Here is a 19638-nt window from a genome sequence, read left to right as displayed (position 1 = left end):
GCTAGCGAACACACGCGAACCTAGGATGGACGGCATGCCCTTTCCTTCTGTGGCGCACACAAGCGCCCCCCTGCGCGAGTCCGATGCCGATGCGATTCTTCTGGTGGTCGCCAAGCCCGTGGGTGAAGGTGCAGACCCCGTGGGGTGGGACGGACTCGGTGCCGCTCTGACGGCCGTGGGGTTCACCGGCGCTCCCGGCTCGTTCCAGCGGGTGCACGTGCCCGGCGTCACCACGCCGCTCGCGGTCGTGGGTGCAGGGACCGATCCGGATGCCGCCGCCCTCCGCGACGCGGCGGGGGCGGGCCTGCGCCAGCTCACGGGCTTCGAGCACGTCGCGGTTCAGGCGCTGGTGCCGTCCGCATGGCGGCCGCTGGCCGAGGGGGCGGCCCTCGGTGGTTACCGGTTCGCCGGATACAAAAAGGAGGCGCCGAAGACCCGCGCGCAGCGCGTCACGGTCTACTCGCCCGACGCTCCGGCCGACGAAGATGTCGTCGCCGTGGCGGCCATCTCCGGCGCGGTCGCTCTGGTGAAGGATCTGGTCACCACGCCCGCCGAGTGGCTCGGTCCCGCCGACTTCGCCGACGCGGCGGTCGAGGCGGTCGCCGGTCTGCCCGTCGACGTCGAGGTGCTCGACGAGGAAGCGCTCCGCGACGGCGGGTACGGCGGCATCCTGGGTGTCGGTCAGGGCTCGGACCGCCCGCCTCGCCTCGTCCGCCTCGACTACTCCCCCGCCGGTGCGCAGCGTCACGTCGCCCTCGTCGGCAAGGGCATCACGTTCGACACCGGCGGCCTGTCGCTGAAGCCCGCCGCCTCGATGGTCGGCATGAAGTACGACATGTGCGGTGCGGCGACGGTCCTCGCGGTGCTCAAGGCCGCGGCCGAGATGGCGCTGCCCGTTCGCGTGAGCGCGTGGCTCTGCATTGCCGACAACATGCCGTCGGGGCGGGCCACGCGTCCCGGTGATGTGCTCCGCACGCTCGACGGGACCACTGTCGAGGTGTTGAACACGGATGCCGAAGGCCGTCTCGTGCTCGCCGACGGCCTCGCTGCCGCGAGCCGTGAGCGGCCTGATCTGCTCGTCGACGTCGCCACTCTCACCGGCGCGATCACGATCGCCCTCGGAAACCGGCACACCGGTGTGATGGGCGAAGACGACGCTGTCGCCGAGTACCTGTCCGCCGCGTCGCGCGCCTCGGAGCTCGCCTGGCAGCTGCCGCTCCCGGCGCACATGGTTGACGACCTCGACTCGCCCATCGCCGACCTGCAGAACGCCAAGATCGGCGACCCGGCGGGAGGCTCGCTCTTCGCGGGGCTCTTCCTCCGCCACTTCGTCGGCCGGGTCTCGGACGAGGCCGACGCCCCCCGCATCCCGTGGGTGCACCTCGACATCGCGGGCGTGGGCATGAACAAGGGTGCTCCGTTCGGGTACACCGACAAGGGAGTCACGGCGGCGACGGTTCGTTCGCTGGTCGAGCTGCTGGCGAGCTCGCGATGACCGAGTACTCCGCCGACGTCGTCGTCCTCGGGGGTGGGAGCGGTGGGTACGCCGCTGCCCTTCGTCTCGCCGAGCTGGGCAAGGACGTGGTCCTCGTCGAGAAGGACAAGCTCGGGGGCACGTGCCTGCACCGGGGCTGCATCCCGACCAAGGCCCTCCTGCACGCGGCTGAGGTCGCGGATTCGGCGCGCGATGCGGCGAGCATCGGCGTGAACGCGAGCCTCACCGGCATCGATCCGGCCGGGGTGCGCGCTTACCGCGAGGGCATCGTGGCCAAGAAGTTCAAAGGGCTCGAGGGGCTGATCTCGGCGCGCGGCATCCGCGTCGTCCGCGGCGAGGGATCCCTCGAGGCCGGACCCGCGGTGCGCGTCGGCGCGGACCTCTACCGGGGCGCCGACGTGATTCTGGCGACGGGGTCGTACAGCCGCAGCCTTCCCGGTCTCGAGATCGGGGGTCGCGTTCTCACCAGCGAGCAGGCTCTCGATCTCGACGTGGTCCCGCAGCGCGTCATCGTTCTGGGCGGCGGCGTCATCGGCGTCGAGTTCGCGAGCGTCTGGCGCTCTTTCGGCGTCGACGTCACGATCGTCGAGGCACTCCCCCACCTCCTGCCCGCGGAGGATGTCGCATCCAGCAAGGCCCTCGAGCGCGCGTTCCGCAAGCGGGGCATCGAGTTCCGGCTCGGTCGGCGATTCGACTCGGCGCGACAGGACGAGCACGGCATCACCGTGGTCCTCGATGACGGGGCGGAGCTGTCGGCGGACTACGTCCTGGTGGCGGTCGGCCGGGGTCCGGCCACCGCCGGCCTCGGCTACGAGGAGGCCGGTGTCGTCCTCGACCGCGGTTTCGTGCAGACCGACGAACGTCTGCGCACCGCGGCCGCCCACGTCTGGGCGGTAGGCGACATCGTGCCCGGACTGCAACTGGCGCACCGGGGCTTCCAGCAGGGCATCTTCGTCGCGGAGGAGATCGCGGGCCTGTCTCCCGTGCTCGTCTCCGACTCCGACGTCCCTCGCGTCGCCTACTCGCACCCGGAGGTCGCGTCCGTCGGTCTTACCGAGGCCCAGGCACAGGATCGTTACGGATCCGAGGCCGTCCGCGCCTACGAGTACAACCTCGCCGGGAACGGCCGGAGTGAGATCATCGGAACGTCGGGGATCGTCAAGATCGTCCGGCGGGTCGACGGGCCGGTCGTCGGTGCGCATCTCGTGGGCGACCGCGTGGGCGAACTGATCACCGAGGCCCAGCTCGCGGTGGGCTGGGAGGCCCACCCGGAAGACATCGCGCCGTTCGTCCACGCGCACCCCACCCAGAGCGAGGCGCTCGGCGAAGCCTTCTTGGCTCTCGCCGGAAAGCCCCTGCACGCACTTTGACCACGAACCGGTCACTAAGCTAGATACCGCATCCGGTACGAAGGAGACATATCCATGAGCACTTCCGTCGTCCTCCCCGCTCTCGGCGAGAGCGTGACCGAGGGAACGGTCACCCGCTGGCTGAAGCAGGTCGGTGACACCGTCCAGGAGGACGAGGGTCTGCTGGAGATCTCGACCGACAAGGTCGACACCGAGATCCCCTCGCCCGTTTCGGGCGTGATCGAAGAGATCCTCGTGCAAGAAGACGAGACCGTCGAGGTCGGCGCCGTGCTGGCGAAGATCGGCGACGGGTCCGGCGCCGGTTCGTCGGACGCCGCGTCCGAGGCCGCGCCCGCCGCTCAGGAGGAGGCTCCCGCGCAGGAGGAAGCTCCCGCTGAGGAGGCTGCCCCCGCCGAGGCGCCGGCAGCCGCGCAGCCCGCCCCGGCGTCGTCCGGTGACGCGACGGACGTCAAGCTCCCCGAGCTCGGTGAGAGCGTCACCGAAGGCACCGTCACGCGTTGGCTGAAGGCCGTCGGCGACGACGTTGCCGTGGACGAGCCGCTGCTCGAGATCTCGACCGACAAGGTCGACACCGAGATCCCCTCGCCGGTCGCCGGAACCCTCCAGGAGATCGTCGTCCAGGAAGACGAGACGGTCGCCGTCGGCGCCACGCTCGCCCGCATCGGCAGCGGTGCTCCCGCTCCTGCCGAGGCTCCTGCGCCGGCCCCGGCCGCCGAAGAGAAGCCTGCCGAGCAGCCCGCTCCCGCCGCGGAAGAAAAGGCCGCTCCGCAGCCCGCCGCCGAGAAGCCCGCCGAGGCCCCGGCTCCGGCCGCCGAGAAGCCCGCCGAGCAGGCGCCCGCGGCCTCCTCCAACGATGACGTCACCTACGTCACCCCGCTCGTCCGGCGTCTCGCCCAACAGCAGGGCGTCGACTTGACCGCGGTCAAGGGCAGCGGAGTCGGTGGACGCATCCGCAAGGAAGACGTCCTGAAGGCGGCCGAGGCCGCGAAGTCGGCTCCGGCGGCGGCTCCCGCGGCTGCTGCTCCGTCTGCTCCGGCGCCTGTCGAGGTGTCGCCGCTTCGCGGCACGACGCAGAAGATGTCGCGTCTGCGCAAGGTCATCGCCGAGCGCGCCGTCGCATCGATGCAGGCCACCGCGCAGCTCACGACCGTCGTCGAGGTCGACGTGACGAAGGTCGCGGCGCTCCGTGACCGCGTGAAGGGCGAGTTCCAGCAGAAGACGGGCGACAAGCTCTCGTTCCTGCCCTTCTTCGCCATCGCGGCGATCGAGGCCCTCAAGGCCTTCCCGATCATCAACTCGACGGTCGAGGGCGACGAGATCGTCTACCCCGCCCAGGAGAACGTCGCGATCGCCGTCGACACCGAGCGTGGTCTGCTGACGCCGGTCGTTAAGGACGCGGGTGAGAAGAACATCGCTCAGCTCGCGCGCGAGATCGCCGACCTGGCGGCTCGCACCCGCGACAACAAGCTGAAGCCCGACGAGCTCGCCGGCGGCACGTTCACGCTGACCAACACCGGTTCGCGCGGCGCGCTGTTCGACACGCCCATCGTCTTCCTGCCGCAGTCGGCGATCCTCGGCCTCGGTGCCGTGGTGAAGAAGCCGGGTGTCGTCTCGGTCGACGGCAAGGATGCGATCGCCGTGCGCTCGTACGTGTACCTGGCGCTCTCCTACGATCACCGCATCATCGACGGTGCGGACGCCGCTCGCTTCCTCGGCGCGGTGAAGGCACGCCTCGAGGCGGCTCAGTTCGAGGGAGACCTCGGGATCTGATCCCCGCTGCAACCGGCTCATGATGGCTGGTCCGTGCCCGATCTGACGGCGCGGACCAGCCATCGGTCTTTGTCGCGCACGAGCGTCACATATTGGCGTCGGCCCCCGACGTCCAATCGGACGACGGCGAGTCCCCCGAAGTCATCGACCAGGGCGATGTCCGCGACGGCCGGATCCATCGGTGTCTCGTCATCGCCGGCTGCTCGACCCTCTCTCAGGCGCTGCTCGCACCCCGCCTCTCCGGCGCATGCCGCGTACGACTCGAGCAGTGCGCGCGCGCCGGCGACGATCTCACCGTCCGCCGAGTTCTCCGGCGGCGCCGGTGTGCGGGTCTGTACGTCGAGGAGGTGGGTCGAACCGCCGAGCTCGAGGACCGTCGGATGACCGGTCGGAGTCGGCGTCGCCGGAGGCGTGGCATCCGGAATCTCCTCGTTCGCCCACGCGGTGGCGGACGGACCGGGATTGCCGGCGGGAATCGACGCCGGTGCGGAGGACGGAAGAAGCAACCCGAGCACGAGCGCGGTGGCGACCGCCACGGTGCCGAACGTGATCCAGCGGAGGTGGCGGACACGGCGCAGCTTCTCACGCACGTCGCGCACGGCTTCGGCGACCATGGTCGCCACGTCCGCATCGACGACGGCAAGGAGGCCGGATGCCGAGGGTGCGGGAGCCTCACCGGGGCTGGCGTCGACTGCGGCGATCGGCGTGAGGGGGCCGAGGACCAGGGGAACAGGATCCGCCCACGCGAAGAGTCGCCGGTCCACCCCCTCCCAGGCGCGGGGAGGGTGGGTCAGCACGGTCTCCCGTGCACGCTCGACGAGGGGACGTCCGTCGCGATCGGTCATGTCCGCAAGGCGCGCGAGAACGCGAGCCGTCTCGGCCAGGATGTCGTCGCCCTCGCCCTCGCCCTCGTCGACCAGCGTCGGACAGCCCCGGGCCGTCAGCGCCCAGAACCCTCGATGGGAGCGGTCTTCCGCGTGATGGCATCCGCGCAGAACACCCACCGCGAGGGTCACGACCTCGCCTGGCGACAGCGGAAGACCGCTCCGTGAGCGGCGGTGGAGATAGTCGTCGAGGCGTTCGACGACGGGCGGGGCGGCAGACGCGGTCATCCGTCGATCGTGCGCGTTTCCGCGACCGAGCGCGGCGCTCACGAGGGCGATCGTGGACAGAGCGGAGCATTGACCGACTGGGGAGGAGAGGCGGCGTCACGCGCGAAGATAGAATCGTTCCTATGGCCGCTCGTACCACCACCCCCGAGAAGCGTCCGGGATTCTTCTCGCAGCTTCGCACGCTCTACACCTTCACGCAGAAGGAGTACCGCTGGCTCCCGTTCGCGCTGGCCGGCATCGTGCTGGTGGGTGCCGCGCTCGGCGTGCTGATCGGGTTCCTCATCCCGCCGGTCGCCGTCTGGAGCGTGATCCTGTGGGGCTTCACGGGTCTGCTGGCCGGCATCCTGGGCGGGATGATCACGATGACGCGCCTGTCGACCCACGCGATGTACAAGAAGATCGACGGGATGCCGGGGGCCACCGGCCACGTCCTGTCGTCGTCGCTCGGTCGCAACTGGCAGGCGTCGGAAACGCCCATCGGCGTGAATCCCCGCACGCAGGAAGCGGTCTACCGTGCAATCGGCCGCGGCGGCGTCGTCCTCATCGGCGAGGGCTCGCGCACGCGTCTTTCCCGCCTGATGGGTGAGGAGCGAGCCCGCGTGCAGCGCGTGGCCACCGGCGTTCCCATCACGGTCTTCTATGTCGGTCACGGCGAGGACGAGGTCGCCATCAAGGACCTCGCCTCGAGAATCAAGGCGCTGCCGAAGAAGGTCGACCGCGCCACGATGGCCGCCGTCATCAAGCGCGTTTCCTCCGTCTCGCAGGGCCTGGCTTCGCTGCCGATCCCGAAGGGCGTCGACCCCAACAAGATGCGGGCACCGCGCCCCCGTTGACCCACGAGAAAGGCCCCGCCGAGGCGGGGCCTTTCTGTTGTCAGCTGCGGACGAGAATCGTTCCGACGGCCTTGTCGTGCAGACCTCGCTGGTCGGAGTCCCACACGACCGCGGGGATCACCAGCGCCAGAAGGATCGTGCGGACGATCGGGCGCCACACGCCCACCCATCCCCCGGATGCCAATTCGAGACGCATCCCCATGAGTCGGTGCCCCGGGCTTCCGCCGATCAACGGGATGAACAGAATCTGCACGGCGAAGAAGATGAGGTTCGTCGCGATCGGGTTCGCGAACGGCACGCCCGTCACGGGATCGGGACTCGAGAAGAAGGCGAAGCCGATGAGACCGGCGCTCGCGACGTCGATCAGGAGGGCGGCGATCCGCCGTCCGGGCCGGGCGATGGAGCCGCGACCCTCGCGGGGAAGGCCGAGCCGCTGGCCCGGATATTCGTTGTCGGTCGCAGCGGTCACGACCCCAGCGTAATCGGGTCCGCGTAACATCCCTGAAACATGCGAGATATGACCGAGACACCGGTTCTGGGTATGGTCGAGGAGGCGAGCCGCGGCCCGCCCATCCCGAATGTTCTACCTCTGGAGTCTTCATGTTCAAAGATTCGTCCGAGGTGCTGAAGTTCATCCAGGACGAGGACGTCAAGTTCCTCGACATCCGTTTCACGGACCTTCCTGGTGTGCAGCAGCACTTCAACATCCCCGCCTCGACCGTCGACGAGGAGTTCTTCACCGTCGGACAGCTGTTCGATGGCTCGTCGATCCGCGGGTTCGCGAACATCCACGAGTCGGACATGCAGCTCATCCCCGACGTGACGACGGCGTACCTCGACCCGTTCCGCGAGGCGAAGACGCTCGTCATGGTCTTCGACATCTACAACCCGCGCAACGGCGAGATCTACTCGAAGGACCCGCGTCAGGTCGCCAAGAAGGCTGAGAAGTACCTCGCCTCCACCGGCATCGCCGACACCGCCTTCTTCGCTCCCGAGGCCGAGTTCTACATCTTCGACGACGTCCGCTACGAAGTGAAGCAGAACGCGAGCTTCTACTCGGTCGACTCCGAGGAAGGCGCCTGGAACACGGGCCGCGTCGAAGAGGGCGGAAACCTCGCCAACAAGACGCCCTACAAGGGTGGCTACTTCCCGGTCTCTCCCGTCGACAAGCAGGCTGACCTGCGCGACGACATCAGCCTCAAGCTGATCGACGCGGGCCTCATCCTCGAGCGCGCCCACCACGAGGTCGGCACCGGCGGCCAGGCCGAGATCAACTACCGCTTCGACACCATGGTGCACGCGGCCGACGACATCCTGAAGTTCAAGTACATCGTCAAGAACACCGCTGAAGAGTGGGGCAAGGTCGCCACCTTCATGCCGAAGCCGCTCTTCGGCGACAACGGTTCGGGCATGCACACCCACCAGTCGCTGTGGAACGACGGCAAGCCGCTGTTCTACGACGAGACCGGCTACGGCGGCCTCTCCGACATCGCCCGCTGGTACATCGGCGGCATCCTGGCTCACGCCCCCGCCGTGCTCGCCTTCACCAACCCGACCCTCAACAGCTACCACCGCCTGGTGAAGGGCTTCGAGGCGCCGGTCAACCTGGTGTACTCGGCCGGTAACCGCTCGGCGGCGATCCGTATCCCGATCACGGGCACGAACCCGAAGGCCAAGCGCATCGAGTTCCGCGCCCCCGACGCCTCGGGCAACCCGTACCTCGCGTTCGCCGCTCAGCTGATGGCCGGCATCGACGGCATCAAGAACCGCATCGAGCCGCACGAGCCCGTCGACAAGGACCTCTACGAGCTCCCGGCCGAAGAGGCGAAGAACATCCCGCAGGTTCCGAACTCGCTGCTCGACTCGCTCGAGGCCCTCCGCGCCGACCACGAGTTCCTGCTCGCCGGTGGCGTCTTCACCGAGGAGCTCATCGAGACCTGGATCGAGTACAAGATCGAGAACGAGATCCAGCCGATCGCTCAGCGTCCGCACCCGTTCGAGTACGAGCTGTACTTCGGGGTCTGACCGCCTGATCGCTGCAAGACGCCCGTCCCCGCCGTTTCGTGGGGGCGGGCGTCTTCGTTCGTCTGGCGGGCCTCACGGCGGCCCGCGGTTTTGGCAGGATGGGATCGATGATCGAGCGAGCAAGACCGTTCGTGCTCGCGGCGAGCGCGCTGACGGTGGTGACTCTGCTGTCCGGGTGCGTCGGCCCTGCGGCCTTGACGCCGGACTCACCGGCCAGTGAGGAGAGCTTCGCCCAGGCGAAGGCGGCGAATCTCGAGTTCAAGGCAGCCGTCGCTGAGGTGCAGGGGCAGATCTACGCCGGAGAGTGGCGCGTCGAAGAATACGGCGATATCCCCAACGTCTGCGATGACGGGTATCAGTTCTCCCTCCAACGCAGGCTCCCCACGGAGTTCTCGTTCCACGACCGGGGGCCGGCCACGATGGAACAGCTCCGGTCCTGGCTGACGGAGAACGGCTGGCAGGTCGAGCCCGCTCGGTCGTACGGTCCGAGCGTCACGGACATTTCTATCGAGGCGCGCAACCTCGGCGCGGGAGTGGCGCTCCTGAGCGTCGACCTGAGCCCTGGCTTCGCCGCCGAGCTCAGCGCTGACGTCCTCGAGCTTCGCGCGACGTCGACGTGTCATTCTGGCGACTCCGCGGCGCTCCTCGACCAATTGCGTGGGCCGCTCACCGCGGGCCCGGACGATGACGGCATCCCGGATCTGGAGAGTCCCGACGCCACTCCCCTGTTCGAGCGGTTCGCCGAGGGCTGAGATCCGTCAGGAGGCCGACCGCGCGGCTCGCTTCTGCTCCTGGAACACACGGATCGCCTCGTACCGCTCGGCGGAGCGCGCCTGCCGCTTCGCCGCTTCCTCTTCACGGACCTTCGGTGGCGCATTCGTCACCAGGTCGTCGAGGAGGTGGCGAACGGATGCCGAGATCTCGGCCACCGCGCGATCGAACACCTCCTGATTGGCCCGCGAGGGTTTGGTCGTCCCGACGATCTTGCGGACGAACTGCAGCGCGGCGTCGTGGCACTCGGCATCCGTCGCGGGCGGGGTGAAGTTGTGGAGGGGGACGATGTTCCGGCACATGGCGCCAGGGTAGGACGTCGGTACCATCCGCGAAAGATGCGGACGGCGCGAAGGCTCCCGGCATCCCCACAGGTGCCGCGCCGCCGCGATGTCGGAGGGGGACGGAAGGATGGATGCCATGCCCCTCCCCTACGCTTCGCGTCCCTGGTTGAGCTCCTACGCAGAAGGAGTTCCGCACGAGATCGACGAGCCGACGCAGACGCTGCCCGAGATGATGGCCGCGAGCGTGTCGCGGTACGGCAAGAGTCCTGCGCTCGAGTTCTTCGGCGCGACGACGACCTACCGCGAGCTGGGCAAGCTCGTCGACCGGGCCGCCGAGGGCCTTCGTCGGCTCGGTGTGCACGCCGGTGATCGCGTCGCGCTCGTGCTTCCCAACTGCCCGCAGCACGTGGTCGCGTTCTACGCGGCACTCCGGCTCGGCGCGATCGTCATCGAGCACAATCCGATCTACACCCCTCGCGAGCTGCGACACCAGTTCGAGGATCACGGCGCGCGGTTCGCGATCGTGTGGGACAAGGTCGCCGACACCGTTGCCGAGTTCCCCTCCGACCTGGCTCTCGAGCATGTCATCAGCGTCGACATCACGAGGGCCATGCCGCGCGCGAAGCGCCTTGCGCTCCGGCTTCCGGTCCGCAAAGCCCGGGAGGCACGCGCGCAGCTGACCGCCGCGCCGACGTCGAAGCGCGCGCGACCCTGGGAGACCTTGCTTACCCACGGCACGCTGTCGCGCAAGCACACCGGACCGCGACTCGACGACATCGCGCTCCTCCAGTACACGAGCGGCACGACGGGCAGTCCCAAGGGGGCGGTGCTGACGCACGCGAACCTACGCGCCAACGCGATGCAGGGCCGCGCTTGGGTGCCGGGTCTCCATGACGGGGAAGAGACGTTCTACGGCGTCCTTCCCCTGTTCCACGCGTACGGGCTCACCCTGTGCCTGACCTTCGCGATGAGCATCGGCGCGAAGCTCGTGCTGTTCCCGAAGTACGATCTCGAGCTCGTGGCATCCGCGATCCGGAAGAGCCCGCCGACCTTCCTCCCCGCCGTTCCGCCCATCTACGACCAGCTCGCCCGAGCGGCGGCCCGGGGCACGATCGACCTGTCGACCGTGCGTTTCGCGATCTCGGGGGCGATGAGCCTGCCGGTCGCGACGGTCGATCGTTGGGAGGCCGCGACGGGCGGTCTGCTCGTCGAGGGCTACGGCATGACCGAGTCCTCCCCCGTCGCGCTCGGCAACCCGATCGGTCCGTCGCGCCGGCCGGGTACGGTCGGCGTGCCGTTCCCCAGCACCGAGATCCGCGTTGTCGATCCCGCCGATCCCGAGACCGATGTCCCGCTCGGCGAGACGGGCGAGCTGCTCCTCCGCGGTCCGCAGGTGTTCCAGGGGTACTGGAACCGCCCGACGGACACCGCCGAGACGCTGCTCGACGGAGGGTGGTTGCGGACGGGCGACATCGCCTCCGTCTCACCCGACGGTTTCGTCACGATCGTCGACCGGTTGAAAGAGATCATCATCACGGGCGGGTTCAACGTCTCGCCCAGCGAGGTCGAGAACGCGCTCGTCGCGCATCCCGACATCGAGGCTGCCGCCGTGGTCGCGCTGCCCAAGCCGCGGGGCGGCGAAGACGTCGCTGCGGCGATCGTCGTCCGCGACGGGGTCGACCTCGAGCCCGACGCGGTCCGCGACTTCTGCAAGACCCGCCTGGCTGCCTACAAGGTCCCGCGGCGCGTGATCATCGTCGACGACCTCCCGTGCTCGCTCGTCGGCAAGGTTCTACGTCGAGAAGTGCGCGAGCGTCTGATGTCGTGACCCGCCCGCGAGCCCGGCCCGCGGGCTCGTCACCGAGCGGGCATCACCCGTAGAAAAGCTTCTCGAACACGCGTCGGGCACGGCGGGTCGCGGCGAGGTAGTCCTCCTCGACGCGGGTCGCCGAGCGCGGCGGATACTCGAGGATGCGTCCGATGCCGTCGAGACGGGCGCGGTCGGCGGGTAGCACGTCGCTCGTCTGGCCCGAGAGCAGGGTGTTGGCCGAACGCAGGCGGCTCGCCAGGTGCCAGGACGCCGCGAGCTTCTCGGCCGCGTCGACCGGCACGAGACCGGCATCGACGGCCGCGCGGAGCGCTCCGAGGGTCGACGTCGTCCGAAGACCCGGCACAGCGCGGGCGTGCTGCAACTGGAGGATCTGGACGAGCCACTCGACATCGCTGAGCGACCCCGGACCGAGCTTGAGGTGACGTGCGGGGTCCGCGCCCTGCGGGAGCCGCTCGTTCTCGACGCGTGCTTTGATGCGGCGGATCTCGCGCAAACCGTTCGGGTCGGCCTTCTCGGGGTAGCGCACCTCGTCGGCGAGAGCCATGAAGTCGTTGATGAGCTTCACGCTCCCGGCGACGCCGCGGGCGCGAAGGAGAGCCTGCGCCTCCCACGACAACGACCAGCGACGGTAGTACTCGGCGTACGCGTCGAGGGAGCGGGCCAGGGGGCCGCTGCGCCCCTCGGGGCGCAGCTCGGCGTCGAGATCGAGCGGGAGACGATGGTCCTCGGAGTGCTCGCGCAGACCCGCGACGATCTTCAGCGCCAGGTTGTTCGCGCGCTGCGGGTCGAGGCCGTTCGCCCGGTAGACGTACATCACGTCGGCATCCGACCCGAACCCGAGCTCGCGACCGCCGAAGCGTCCCATCGCGATGACCGAGAAGTCGAGCTCGTCGTCCTCAGGCGGGACGACGGCGCGGCGGACGGCGCGCAGCGTCGCCTGGATGGTCGTCTCGGTGATGGTGGTCAGGGCGTCGGAGAGCTCCTCCAGCGACACCACCTCGAGCACGGCCGCCATCGCGACACGGAGCATCTCGCGACGACGAAGCGCGCGCACCGACCGCATGGCGTCGTCGATGTTCTGCCATCGTGTCTGGATGGCACGCGCCTCGTCTTCGAGGGCCTTGCCCGAGCGCGGACGGAGCAGGGCATCGTCATCGAGCCATGCCACCGCTTCGGGGATCCACTCCATCAGCTCGCCGATGTATCGCGAACCCGACAGGACACGCGTCAGGCTCTCCGCCGCACCGGCGGAGTCGCGCAGCACACGGAGGAACCAGGGCGTGTTGCCCAGCCGCTCGCTGATGCGCCGGAAGACCAGGAGCCCGTAGTCGGGGTCGACGCCATCGGCGAACCAGCGGATCATCACCGGCATCAGGTGCCGCTGAATGGTGGCCTTGCGGCTCAACCCGGTGGTCAGCGCGGCGATGTGTCGTAGGGCTCCGGCGGGATCGCGGAATCCGATCGCGGCGAGGCGATCGCGCGCCTGCTCGGTCGAGAGGGTGCGCTCCCCCTCCGGCAGCGCGGCCACGGCGGAGAGCAGCGGACGGTAGAACAGGCGCACGTGGATGTCGCGCACCTCGCGTTTGATGGCCTCCCACGCGGCCTGAACACCCTCGGCGGAATCCGCCAGTCGCGTCGCCCGCGCGAGGACCCGAAGATCGTCGGGTTTCTCGGGGAGGAGCGCCGTCCTGCGCAGGCCCCGTAACTGCAGCCGATGCTCGAGCAGACGTAGCAGGCGGTAGTCGCGCGCGAACGCCTCCGCCTCGGAACGCCCGATGTACCCCTCGGCGACGAGAGCGTCCAACGCTTCGAGCGTGCCGCGCTGACGGATCCGCTGGTCGGTGAGCCCGTGCACGAGCTGGAGTAGCTGCACGGTGAACTCGACATCGCGGATGCCGCCGGGGCCGAGCTTCAGCTGCCGGTTGATCTCACTCGCCGGGATGTGGTCGGTCACGCGCTCGCGCATGCGCTGCACGCCTTCGACGAAGTTCTCGCGCGCGGCGCTGTGCCACACGAGAGGCTGCATCGCCGAGACGTAGTCGGCGCCGAGCTGCGCGTCGCCCGCGATCGCGCGCGCCTTCAAGAGCGCCTGGAACTCCCAGCTCTTCGCCCACCGGTCGTAGTACTGCCGGTGCGATCCGAGGCTGCGAACGAGCGCTCCCTGCTTCCCTTCGGGGCGGAGGTTCGGGTCGACCTCCCACAGGGGCGGCTCGATCTCGGGGCCCGAGATGCCGCGCATCGTCTGCACGGCCAGGCGCGTCCCGATGTCGATCGCGCGCGCCTCGGACACGACCTCTTCGTCAGCCGACCCGCCGACGAAGATCACGTCGACGTCGCTGACATAGTTCAGCTCGCGGGCACCGGTCTTGCCCATCGCGATGATCGCGAACTGCGTCGCCTCGACCTGCGCGCGCGGAAACGCCGCCGGCCCCGTCCCTGCCACACGCGCGCGAGCGACGCTCAGCGAGGCCTCGAGCGCCGCTCCGGCCAGGTCGGCGAGGGATGCCGAGACCATGTCGATCGCGGCGGCCGGATCGTCCTGCCCGAGGTCGTAAGCGGCGATCCGGGCCAGGATGCGCCGATAGCGCACTCGCAACGCCACCCACGCGGCATCCGAAGAATCCGCCGCGAAGCCGTTGTCGTCGCCGACGGATGCCAGGAGGTCGGCACGCATCTCCTGCTCGTCGGGGATGGTCAGACCGGCGCCGGCGAGGTGCGCGAGTTCCTCCGGATGACGGAGGTAGAACTCCGCGAACCCGTCCGAGGCGCCGACGATGTCCCAGAAGGCCCGCCACGCTCCGGCGTCTGCGGCGCAGGTGCGCACGGCATCCGCGTTCCGTCGAGCGATCTGCACGATCGCCGACAGGGCGCGATCGGGGTCCGCGACGCGCTGCGCCAGGGTCGTGGCATCCGTCCGCTCGACGCCGACAATCTCGTCGAGCTCGCCCAGGAGCGCATCGGCCTCGGCGAGTCGCGAGAAGCCGATGCGCGCCAGGGCTGTGAGCGCCGTCGATCGATCGCCCGACATCATCGGTGTCCTGTCGGGCGGTGTCAGAGTGCCTCGAGGTTGCTCGCGAGCTCGAACGGCGTCACCTGGGCGCGGTACTGCTGCCATTCGCGACGCTTGTTGAGCAGCACATACTTGAAGACCGTCTCGCCCAGCGTCTCGGCGACGAGCTCCGACTCCTCGAGGTACTCGAGGGCGTGGTCGAGGCTCGCGGGGAGCGGCGCGTATCCGAGCGCACGGCGCTCGGCGTCGCTGAGCGACCACACGTTGTCTTCGGCCTCGGCGGGGAGCTCGTACTCCTCTTCGATGCCCTTGAGTCCGGCCGCGAGCATGAGCGCGTACGACAGGTACGGGTTCGCGGCGGAGTCGAGCGCGCGGTACTCCACCCGCGTCGACTGACCCTTGTTCGGCTTGTACAGCGGCACGCGTACCAGCGCCGAGCGGTTGTTGTGGCCCCAGCAGATGAAGCTGGGCGCCTCGTCGCCGCCCCACAGGCGCTTGTACGAGTTGACGAACTGGTTGGTGACGGCCGAGATCTCGTTTGCGTGGCGCAGCAGGCCCGCGATGAAGTGACGGCCGACCTTCGACAGCTGGTACTGCGCCCCCTCCTCGTAGAACGCGTTCATGTCGCCCTCGAAGAGCGACAGGTGCGTGTGCATGCCGCTTCCGGGCTGGCCGCTGATGGGCTTCGGCATGAAGGTGGCGTACACGCCCTGCTCGATCGCGACCTCCTTCACGACCGTGCGGAAGGTCATGATGTTGTCGGCGGTCGTGAGTGCGTCTGCGTAGCGGAGGTCGATCTCGTTCTGACCCGGGCCGCCCTCGTGGTGGCTGAACTCGACGGAGATGCCGAGGTCTTCGAGCATGCGCACCGAGCGACGGCGGAAGTCGTGAGCCGTGCCGCCGGGGACGTTGTCGAAGTAACCGGCCGAGTCGACGGGCTCGGGGCGTCCGTCGGCGCCCAGCTGGGACGACTTGAGGAGGTAGAACTCGATCTCGGGGTGCGTGTAGAACGTGAACCCGGCGTCGGCGGCCTTGGCGAGCGTGCGCTTGAGCACGTGGCGCGGGTCGGCCACGGCGGGCTGGCCGTCGGGCGTCGTGATGTCGCAGAACATGCGCGCCGTGGGGTCGATCTCGCCGCGCCACGGCAGGATCTGGAAGGTCGTCGGGTCGGGGTGGGCGAGCAGGTCCGACTCGTACGAACGCGTGAGACCCTCGATGGCCGAGCCGTCGAATCCGAGGCCCTCCGTAAAGGCTCCCTCGACCTCGGCCGGCGCGATCGCCACCGACTTAAGCGTGCCCACGACGTCGGTGAACCACAGGCGTACGAACTTGACGCCGCGTTCTTCGATCGTGCGCAGAACGAAATCGCGCTGCTTGTCCATCGTCATCCCTCGTTCTCAGTACGGTGCGGTGCGGTCAGCGGTTGATCCGTCGACGGCTCAGCGGTCCTCGCGGGCGTCGTCTTCTGCCCACTGCCGCGACCGCTCACGCAGGATCTCGGGGGCGCGAGCGGCCTCTTCGGCCGTGTCGAAGGGACCGGCACGGTCGATCGCGGGCGACGCGTAACCCTGCTCGACCTCGTGGGTTTCCAGGTTGTACCAGTACTTCGTGTTCTCGTCGCTCACGATCGCTCCTCGCGTGGGTCAAGCGTCTGCGGCGGCTGTCCGCCGGGCCTCTGTCGATCCTACTGATCCCGGCCGCTCGGCTGGATAGGCTGGAGGGCATGGCAACGAATGCGTCGCGCGCGGTCGGAGTAGACATCGGCGGAACCGGAATCAAAGCGGGGATCGTCGATCTGGATGCCGGGGAGTTGGTCAGCGATCGCATCAAGGTCGCGACCCCCGCCGGCGCGGAGCCCGCCGACGTGCTCGCCGCCGTCAAGGAGGTGCTCGAGACCCTCGAAGCGCCGGCAGACCTGCCGCTCGGAGTGGCCTTCCCGGCCATCGTGAAGGGCGGACGAACCCTCTCGGCAGCCAACGTGTCGAAGTCGTGGATCGGCTTCGAGGCGGAGAAGTTCTTCGAGCACGGTCTGTCGCGCGACATCCACTTCGCCAACGACGCCGATGTCGCCGGTGTCGCGGAGGTGCGATACGGCGCCGCGAAGGGCATCGACGGTCTCGTCATCCTGACGACGCTCGGCACCGGCATCGGTTCGGCGCTGATCTACGACGGCGTGCTCGTCCCCAACAGCGAGCTCGGCCATCTGCAGCGCAGCGGCCACAAGCGGGACGCCGAGGGTTACGCCGCCTACTCCGCGATGGAGCGCGAGGAACTCTCGTGGGAGAAATGGGCGAAGCGCCTGCAGTGGTACTACGACTACGTGGAGTTCCTCTTCAGCCCCGACCTGATCGTCGTGGGCGGCGGGGTCTCGAAGCACTCCGAGCAGTTCCTGCCCCTGCTGAAGCTGCGTGCCCCCATCGTCCCCGCGAAGCATCGCAACAACGCGGGGATCATCGGCGCAGCCTCGCTGGCCGTCCCTGTGCCCGAGGCGCTGCCCGCTGTCAAGTGAGGCCGTCTTTCTGACGGACGCGTTTCGGCTTTCCTATGGTGGAGCCATGAAACGTCTCCCCGCCGTCCTCGTCCTCGCCACCGCCGCTGTGCTCCTCGCCGGATGCACCAGCGAAACGACCGAGGAGAACATCACCGTCACGCCCGGACAGACCGGGACCTTCTCGTCGGGCGACACGACCGTCGTCGTCGAGCCGGAAGACACCGCGACTCCGGCCTCGTCGGAGGATGCCGCCTACCTCACCGAGGTGCGCAGCAAGCTCGGCGACCTCGCTTCGGCGACGGACGATCAGTTGGTCTCGCTCGGCGAGAGCACGTGCGAGCAGCTCGAGGCCGGAACGCCCGCGGACCAGGTCATCCTCGTCGTTCCCGCGGGCCTCTCCGCTCAGCCGGGTGACGGCGTCATCGTCGCCCAGGCTGCTCAGGCGACGCTCTGCGACTGACCGGCGCATTCGCCGAACCGGCGTGCAGGCCCGTCCTCGCGGCGCGAACTCGCGTGGTCGAGTGACGTGAAGCGAATGGGCCGGCCTGTACGCCGGGTTCTGTCCGGGGGCGAAACGCCCCGTGGACGGTCATCTCTCTCGGCGACACGTTGCCGTGCCGCTCCAGCGGCCTACCCGGGGACTCGGCGAGCCGCGTCAACATCCCCTGTCTGGCCTTGCTCCGGACGAGGTTTACCGTGCGGGTCGTGTCACCACGACCCCGGTGGTCTCTTACACCACCCTTTCACCCTTACCCGCGCGCGAAGCGCGGGCGGTCTGCTCTCTGTGGCACTGTCTCGCGGATTGCTCCGGGTGGGCGTTACCCACCGTCCTGCCCTGTGGAGCCCGGACGTTCCTCGGCACGGGCGAACCCGTGACGCGACCGTCCAGCCGACCCATTCGCACCCTCGAGTGTACGCGGGCCGTCTAACCCTTCTCCGCCGTCTCGCCGATTCTGAGGTCGAGCGGGAAGTCCAGGGGGAACGATCCGAAGAGAAGGCGTTGAGCGGTCGCCGCGGACTCCCGGACGGCCGCGGCGACGGCTTCGGCGTGAACGACCGGCGTGTGCACGATGATCTCGTCGTGCAGGTAGAACGCCAGGTGCGGGCGGCGCTCGAACACCGGGCCGGAGCGGGGCGCGCCGTCCGCGGCATCCACGGGTTCGAAAGCCGCGAGGCGCCCACGCAGGTCGGCGAGCCAGGCGAGAGCCCATTCAGCGGCCGTTCCCTGCACCACGAAGTTGCGCGTGAAGCGCCCCCGATCGCGCGCGGAGCGGCGGGCGCGGGTCTCGTCGATCCCGGATGCCTCGGCGTCGCCGGCGCGCGACTGCACCGCGCGCCACGCCTCGCCGGGGCCGGGCGAGGTACGGCCGAGCCACGTCGACACGACACCGCCCTCTTCGCCGACACGCGCCGCGTGGTCGACGAGCGCCATGGCCCGGGGGAAGGTGCGCCGCAGACGGGGAAGGAGACGGCCGCTCTCCCCGGTCGTCGCGCCGTACATCGCCCCGAGCATCGCGATCTTCGCCTCGGCGCGCGTGGCGACCGCACCGGCCTCGACGACACCCGCGTAGAGATCGCGGCCGCGCGCGGCGTCGGCGAGAGCGGTGTCGCGCGCCATCGCCGCCAGGACGCGGGGTTCCAGCTGCGCCACGTCGGCCGTGACGAGCGTCCACCCCGGGTCGGCGCGGACCGCGACACGGAGCGCCCGGGGAATCTGCAGCGCTCCCCCGCCGGATGACGCCCAGCGGCCGGTGACGACCCCCGCCGGGACGTACACGGGCCGGAACCGTCCGTCGTGAACCCACTCCGACATCCACGCCCACCCGTTCGCGGTGTACAGGCGCATCAGCTTCTTGTAGGCCAGGAGGGGTTCCACCACCGGATGGTCGTGCTCGGACAGCTCCCACTTGCTCGTCGACTCGACGAAGAGACCGGCGCGATGAAGCGACCTCAACAGACGTGGTTGCGAGTCGAGCGACGCCGACGGGTCGCCGAGAGCCGCGCGCACGCGTGCCGCGGACTCCTCGATGCGGGTGGGGAGAGCCTGGCCGCGCCGCTCCCCCAGCTCGCGTGCCAGCAGGATGCCGTGCGCCTCGACGCTCCACGGAAGGCCCGTCGCGTGCAACTCGACCGCGAGAAGTGCGCCCGCCGACTCGGCCGCGCACAGAAGGCGCAGTGCATCGGGCCTCGAGGCACCGTCGATGGCGGCGCGCTGACGGCGATACTCCTCGAGCGCCGCGTCTGCGGTGTCGGGAGGGCCGGATGCCGTGTCGGCGAGGTCGAAGAGCGTGTCAGCCGCGACGGTGTCGGCTGCGACCGCGTCCCAGGCGCGAGCGGCACGCAGACCGTGGTCGTCGGTGACGGCTGCTGCATCGCGGAGGAGCGCGTGCACGAGGCGGAGGTCCCAGGCTCGCCCCACGCGAACGCCCTCGGCGAGCAGACCGGGGTACCACGTACGCGTGTCGCTCCAGATCCAGCGGACCGGCCCGGTCGTCTCGCGGTCGTGGATCGCACGGGTGACGTCGGACGCCCGGACGGTAACGGTGGAGGTCGCGGTGCCCGTGGCATCCAGATCGATCAGGGCGACATCACCGGATGCCGTCCGTCCGACGACGACCGCGTCAGAGGCCGCGGACGCCAGGGCGG

Annotated in this window: 16 protein-coding genes and 1 other RNA gene; 9 read left to right on the top strand and 8 right to left on the bottom strand. The window is 69.3% G+C overall.

Annotated features, from left to right (window positions below; genetic code table 11):
* Nucleotides 1-34: 34 nt before the first annotated feature.
* Genes ACMW4R_RS13910 through sucB form a run of 3 tightly spaced genes read left to right on the top strand, consistent with a single transcriptional unit; the run spans nt 35 to nt 4635 of the window.
* Nucleotides 35-1495 (top strand): leucyl aminopeptidase, encoded by a 1461-nt coding sequence (locus tag ACMW4R_RS13910; protein WP_418300177.1) that lies wholly within the window; start codon nt 35-37, stop codon nt 1493-1495.
* A complete protein-coding gene (gene lpdA, locus ACMW4R_RS13905) occupies nt 1492-2865 on the top strand; it encodes a dihydrolipoyl dehydrogenase (protein ID WP_058614648.1) in 1374 nt (457 codons plus the stop codon). Before ACMW4R_RS13910 ends, lpdA begins: the two co-directional genes overlap by 4 nt.
* Nucleotides 2866-2919: 54 nt before the next feature.
* Entirely contained in the window at nt 2920-4635 is a 1716-nt protein-coding gene (gene sucB, locus ACMW4R_RS13900) for a 2-oxoglutarate dehydrogenase, E2 component, dihydrolipoamide succinyltransferase (protein WP_058627394.1), read from the top strand.
* A gap of 17 nt (nt 4636-4652) precedes the next feature.
* Here the strand turns inward: sucB and ACMW4R_RS13895 are convergent, their stop codons facing one another.
* On the bottom strand, nt 4653-5747 hold the full coding sequence (locus tag ACMW4R_RS13895) for a hypothetical protein (protein ID WP_153001242.1): 1095 nt from the start codon (nt 5745-5747) through the stop codon (nt 4653-4655).
* A gap of 122 nt (nt 5748-5869) precedes the next feature.
* On the opposite strand from ACMW4R_RS13895, the gene ACMW4R_RS13890 reads away from it, so the two are divergent.
* A complete protein-coding gene (locus tag ACMW4R_RS13890; protein ID WP_058614651.1) occupies nt 5870-6580 on the top strand; it encodes a DUF4191 domain-containing protein in 711 nt (236 codons plus the stop codon).
* Nucleotides 6581-6620: 40 nt separating this feature from the next.
* Here the strand turns inward: ACMW4R_RS13890 and ACMW4R_RS13885 are convergent, their stop codons facing one another.
* Nucleotides 6621-7079 carry an RDD family protein gene (locus ACMW4R_RS13885; protein ID WP_058627396.1) on the bottom strand — a complete coding sequence of 153 codons (459 nt, stop codon included), beginning with the start codon at nt 7077-7079 and terminating at the stop codon, nt 6621-6623.
* A gap of 101 nt (nt 7080-7180) precedes the next feature.
* Between ACMW4R_RS13885 and glnA (ACMW4R_RS13880) the strand changes: the two genes are divergently transcribed.
* Together glnA (ACMW4R_RS13880) and ACMW4R_RS13875 are read left to right on the top strand one after the other, a co-directional pair.
* The gene (gene glnA / locus ACMW4R_RS13880) at nt 7181-8605 is read left to right on the top strand and encodes a type I glutamate--ammonia ligase (RefSeq protein ID WP_058595647.1); all 1425 of its coding nucleotides are present in this window, start codon (nt 7181-7183) and stop codon (nt 8603-8605) included.
* Nucleotides 8606-8712: 107 nt separating this feature from the next.
* Nucleotides 8713-9357, top strand: a complete 645-nt coding sequence (locus ACMW4R_RS13875; protein WP_418300176.1) for a hypothetical protein — start codon at nt 8713-8715, stop codon at nt 9355-9357.
* A 6-nt stretch (nt 9358-9363) separates the two neighbouring features.
* Here ACMW4R_RS13875 and ACMW4R_RS13870 read toward each other — a convergent pair whose 3' ends face one another.
* The gene (locus ACMW4R_RS13870; RefSeq protein WP_058627398.1) at nt 9364-9678 is read right to left on the bottom strand and encodes a DUF2277 domain-containing protein; all 315 of its coding nucleotides are present in this window, start codon (nt 9676-9678) and stop codon (nt 9364-9366) included.
* 118 nt (nt 9679-9796) lie between these two features.
* Here ACMW4R_RS13870 and ACMW4R_RS13865 point away from each other — a divergent pair, with 118 nt between their 5' ends.
* A complete protein-coding gene (locus tag ACMW4R_RS13865) occupies nt 9797-11488 on the top strand; it encodes a long-chain-fatty-acid--CoA ligase (RefSeq protein ID WP_418300175.1) in 1692 nt (563 codons plus the stop codon).
* Between the two features lie 43 nt (nt 11489-11531).
* Here the strand turns inward: ACMW4R_RS13865 and ACMW4R_RS13860 are convergent, their stop codons facing one another.
* Genes ACMW4R_RS13860 through ACMW4R_RS13850 form a run of 3 tightly spaced genes read right to left on the bottom strand, consistent with a single transcriptional unit; the run spans nt 11532 to nt 16126 of the window.
* Nucleotides 11532-14522, bottom strand: a complete 2991-nt coding sequence (locus tag ACMW4R_RS13860) for a bifunctional [glutamine synthetase] adenylyltransferase/[glutamine synthetase]-adenylyl-L-tyrosine phosphorylase (RefSeq protein WP_418300174.1) — start codon at nt 14520-14522, stop codon at nt 11532-11534.
* 20 nt (nt 14523-14542) lie between these two features.
* Entirely contained in the window at nt 14543-15883 is a 1341-nt protein-coding gene (gene glnA, locus ACMW4R_RS13855; RefSeq protein ID WP_058595722.1) for a type I glutamate--ammonia ligase, read from the bottom strand.
* A 57-nt stretch (nt 15884-15940) separates the two neighbouring features.
* A complete protein-coding gene (locus tag ACMW4R_RS13850; protein ID WP_058595641.1) occupies nt 15941-16126 on the bottom strand; it encodes a hypothetical protein in 186 nt (61 codons plus the stop codon).
* Between the two features lie 98 nt (nt 16127-16224).
* On the opposite strand from ACMW4R_RS13850, the gene ppgK reads away from it, so the two are divergent.
* Nucleotides 16225-17010, top strand: a complete 786-nt coding sequence (ppgK, locus tag ACMW4R_RS13845) for a polyphosphate--glucose phosphotransferase (RefSeq protein WP_058614656.1) — start codon at nt 16225-16227, stop codon at nt 17008-17010.
* 46 nt (nt 17011-17056) lie between these two features.
* Nucleotides 17057-17452, top strand: coding sequence for a DUF732 domain-containing protein (locus ACMW4R_RS13840; protein ID WP_058627401.1), 396 nt, complete (start codon nt 17057-17059; stop codon nt 17450-17452).
* 72 nt (nt 17453-17524) lie between these two features.
* On the opposite strand, the gene rnpB is transcribed toward ACMW4R_RS13840, so the two are convergent.
* Both rnpB and ACMW4R_RS13830 read right to left on the bottom strand, forming a co-directional pair.
* An RNA gene (rnpB, locus tag ACMW4R_RS13835) (RNase P RNA component class A) lies at nt 17525-17889 on the bottom strand.
* 28 nt (nt 17890-17917) lie between these two features.
* Nucleotides 17918-19633: a bifunctional 3'-5' exonuclease/DNA polymerase gene (locus ACMW4R_RS13830; protein ID WP_418300270.1), complete on the bottom strand. Its 1716-nt coding sequence runs from the start codon at nt 19631-19633 to the stop codon at nt 17918-17920.
* Nucleotides 19634-19638: the final 5 nt, after the last annotated feature.

Origin of the sequence: Microbacterium sp. S1037 (genome assembly GCF_048381605.1) — a bacterium.
Classification (GTDB): domain Bacteria; phylum Actinomycetota; class Actinomycetes; order Actinomycetales; family Microbacteriaceae; genus Microbacterium; species Microbacterium testaceum_B.
The sequence above is the reverse complement of the archived record's forward strand: the minus strand, read 5'-3'. Positions and strand labels throughout refer to the sequence as shown.

What these genes read in the sequence shown, in the direction of transcription:
- ACMW4R_RS13910 (WP_418300177.1), top strand. Translation starts at nt 35, where the DNA reads ATGCCCTTTCCTTCTGTGGCGCACACAAGCGCCCCCCTGCGCGAGTCC.
- lpdA (WP_058614648.1), top strand. Translation starts at nt 1,492, where the DNA reads ATGACCGAGTACTCCGCCGACGTCGTCGTCCTCGGGGGTGGGAGCGGT.
- sucB (WP_058627394.1), top strand. Translation starts at nt 2,920, where the DNA reads ATGAGCACTTCCGTCGTCCTCCCCGCTCTCGGCGAGAGCGTGACCGAG.
- ACMW4R_RS13895 (WP_153001242.1), bottom strand. Translation starts at nt 5,747, where the DNA reads ATGACCGCGTCTGCCGCCCCGCCCGTCGTCGAACGCCTCGACGACTAT.
- ACMW4R_RS13890 (WP_058614651.1), top strand. Translation starts at nt 5,870, where the DNA reads ATGGCCGCTCGTACCACCACCCCCGAGAAGCGTCCGGGATTCTTCTCG.
- ACMW4R_RS13885 (WP_058627396.1), bottom strand. Translation starts at nt 7,079, where the DNA reads ATGTTACGCGGACCCGATTACGCTGGGGTCGTGACCGCTGCGACCGAC.
- glnA (WP_058595647.1), top strand. Translation starts at nt 7,181, where the DNA reads ATGTTCAAAGATTCGTCCGAGGTGCTGAAGTTCATCCAGGACGAGGAC.
- ACMW4R_RS13875 (WP_418300176.1), top strand. Translation starts at nt 8,713, where the DNA reads ATGATCGAGCGAGCAAGACCGTTCGTGCTCGCGGCGAGCGCGCTGACG.
- ACMW4R_RS13870 (WP_058627398.1), bottom strand. Translation starts at nt 9,678, where the DNA reads ATGTGCCGGAACATCGTCCCCCTCCACAACTTCACCCCGCCCGCGACG.
- ACMW4R_RS13865 (WP_418300175.1), top strand. Translation starts at nt 9,797, where the DNA reads ATGCCCCTCCCCTACGCTTCGCGTCCCTGGTTGAGCTCCTACGCAGAA.
- ACMW4R_RS13860 (WP_418300174.1), bottom strand. Translation starts at nt 14,522, where the DNA reads ATGATGTCGGGCGATCGATCGACGGCGCTCACAGCCCTGGCGCGCATC.
- glnA (WP_058595722.1), bottom strand. Translation starts at nt 15,883, where the DNA reads ATGGACAAGCAGCGCGATTTCGTTCTGCGCACGATCGAAGAACGCGGC.
- ppgK (WP_058614656.1), top strand. Translation starts at nt 16,225, where the DNA reads ATGGCAACGAATGCGTCGCGCGCGGTCGGAGTAGACATCGGCGGAACC.
- ACMW4R_RS13840 (WP_058627401.1), top strand. Translation starts at nt 17,057, where the DNA reads ATGAAACGTCTCCCCGCCGTCCTCGTCCTCGCCACCGCCGCTGTGCTC.